This window comes from Bullifex sp. (assembly GCF_034103065.1).
Lineage (GTDB): Bacteria > Spirochaetota > Spirochaetia > Sphaerochaetales > Sphaerochaetaceae > Bullifex.
In genome coordinates, this window is record NZ_JAXEGN010000149.1 from 1 (window position 1) to 2,008 (window position 2,008).

At 33.1% G+C, this 2,008-nt stretch carries 2 protein-coding genes; both read right to left on the reverse strand.

Annotation, left to right across the window (positions count from 1 at the left end; all coding sequences use genetic code 11):
• Positions 1-739: glycoside hydrolase family 88 protein (locus SOY52_RS05905; RefSeq protein ID WP_320848045.1), on the reverse strand; the 739-nt coding region annotated here is incomplete at its 3' end.
• Positions 739-2,008: hypothetical protein (locus SOY52_RS05910; protein WP_320848046.1), on the reverse strand; the 1,270-nt coding region annotated here is incomplete at its 5' end. The genes SOY52_RS05905 and SOY52_RS05910, both read right to left, overlap by 1 nt.

The following is a 2,008-nucleotide window of genomic DNA, read 5'->3' on the forward strand; positions in this document are numbered from 1 at the left end:
CCATTGCCTTCTCAGATTTTGTATATCTATATGATAACGCTGACCCATAGATTCCCCAGGCCTGTCCTCTTGCCCAAGCTGAATCATTTCTATTTCCTTGGTGTGTTACTCCTCTAAGGGGAGAACCAGTTTCAGGATCAAAATAATAGGTATGGTATGTTGAATCATCTGGTCTTAAAACACATGCTATTGATGTCTCAAAATGAGCTAAAGCAACTTTTCTATACTTATTATCTCCAGTAACTTCACTTGCCCAAAACAGTAAAGGTATATTCATTAAGCAGTCTATTATAAGTCTATAGTTATTTGGATCTCCTATAGGTCCCCATGCTTGAATAAATCGTCCTTTTTCTTGATACCTTGATATTAAATAATCAGCAGCCTTAATTGCTGAATTCTTTCCATCCTCACTTCCATATAACTTATATGCTGCTACACATGATGGTGAGTATAAAAATCCCATATCATGATTATTTATTGATACCATCTCATCGATTCGATATTTAAATGCGCCTACATGTTCTAATGCCTTTTCTTTAAAATCTCCTCTTTTTGTTAGCTCATAGAGTATGTTTATTTCTCCTGTCCACATTCCATTTGTCCACTCATCATTTTCACTCATTGGATAAATATTATTTGTACTGTGGGATGGTTTAAATTTATCCTTTAAATCCTTTATTGATTTTTCTGTTTGCTTTTCTGCATATGTTATTGCTTTATCAAGATCTGAAAAAATCATTATTTACTCCCCTTTAAAATCTTCATCTCTAAACTGATACAACCATCTACTGCTTTCATTACTGTCTTTAAAAATACTATTCCTGGCACAAGAGAAAGAACCTTAGTACTACCATATGGATATATGATAGAACCTTCATCAGTTCTATTTAGCTCAAAAACAATACCATCCTTTTCAACTTTTACACTATTATTTGAATAGCTAATTAAATGCCAGCTACCATTAGCAATTGGAATTACCAATTCCCCAATAGTTTTTACATTGATTTTTATTTCACCATTAAGAAATTCATATTCTATTGAATATGGGCTATCCTTCTCTCCTACTTCTGATGTAAGAAAACCTTCAACAAAAATTATGTTTTCACTAGACTTCATGACTGCATCAACCGAATATCTACTTGAAAATGCTCCATTATCAATCCTAAACTCTGGACATTCATGTTTAATATCACCAAAAGGTGTGTGCATATTATTTTTTTCCTTTAAGTAATATCTTCCCATTCCAGAAACAATTACAGGCCCCTTATCTCTTACTTCAAATAGAGAAAGCATTCCACCAGATGTATGACCTCCTACCATATGAGGCCAGTCATAGGCTGTAACAGTAGCAGAATACATAGGTGAAGAATAAATATATGTATCAGCGTCACTTAAATAGCTTAGCCCTAAGGTTGAATACCTAGGAAAACTATCTGTAATAATTGAATCAATATCCTGTGCAATGTCTCTTCTAATAATACCTGCTAACACCTTTGCATGTGTGAATGTATGATGAATACATGGACTTTGCCCAGCTTTTTCTAAATCTATACCACCATATAACAATCCATTATGGGTACAATTTTTCATAAGCTCTATATTTTTATATGCCGCCTTAGCAAATATAGGATTTCTATCAGATAGAAGAAAAAGTGCTTCAGCAGCTCCGTCACTAGTTCTACTACCCCAATATGTCCATTTGAAATTACGGGTACCAAAACTATTGTCCCAACCACCATCAGAAAGAAATAACTTTAAATGAGCAAGAAAACCTTTTTCTGCAAGAGATAATAACTTCTCATCTTTCTTCTCGAAACCAAGTAAAGTGATAGCAGGAAGTGTTTCTTCAACGTTATATCCGATATCAATTGAAAGTAGATTTTTATCACTTCTTCTATCTCTACCAAAACCTTCTCCAAAGACTAAATAATTTGGAGTAAATACAGAATAGATTATTTTTTCAAATTCTTTTGAACCACTAAAAAAAGATTCATTATTAAAGTATTCA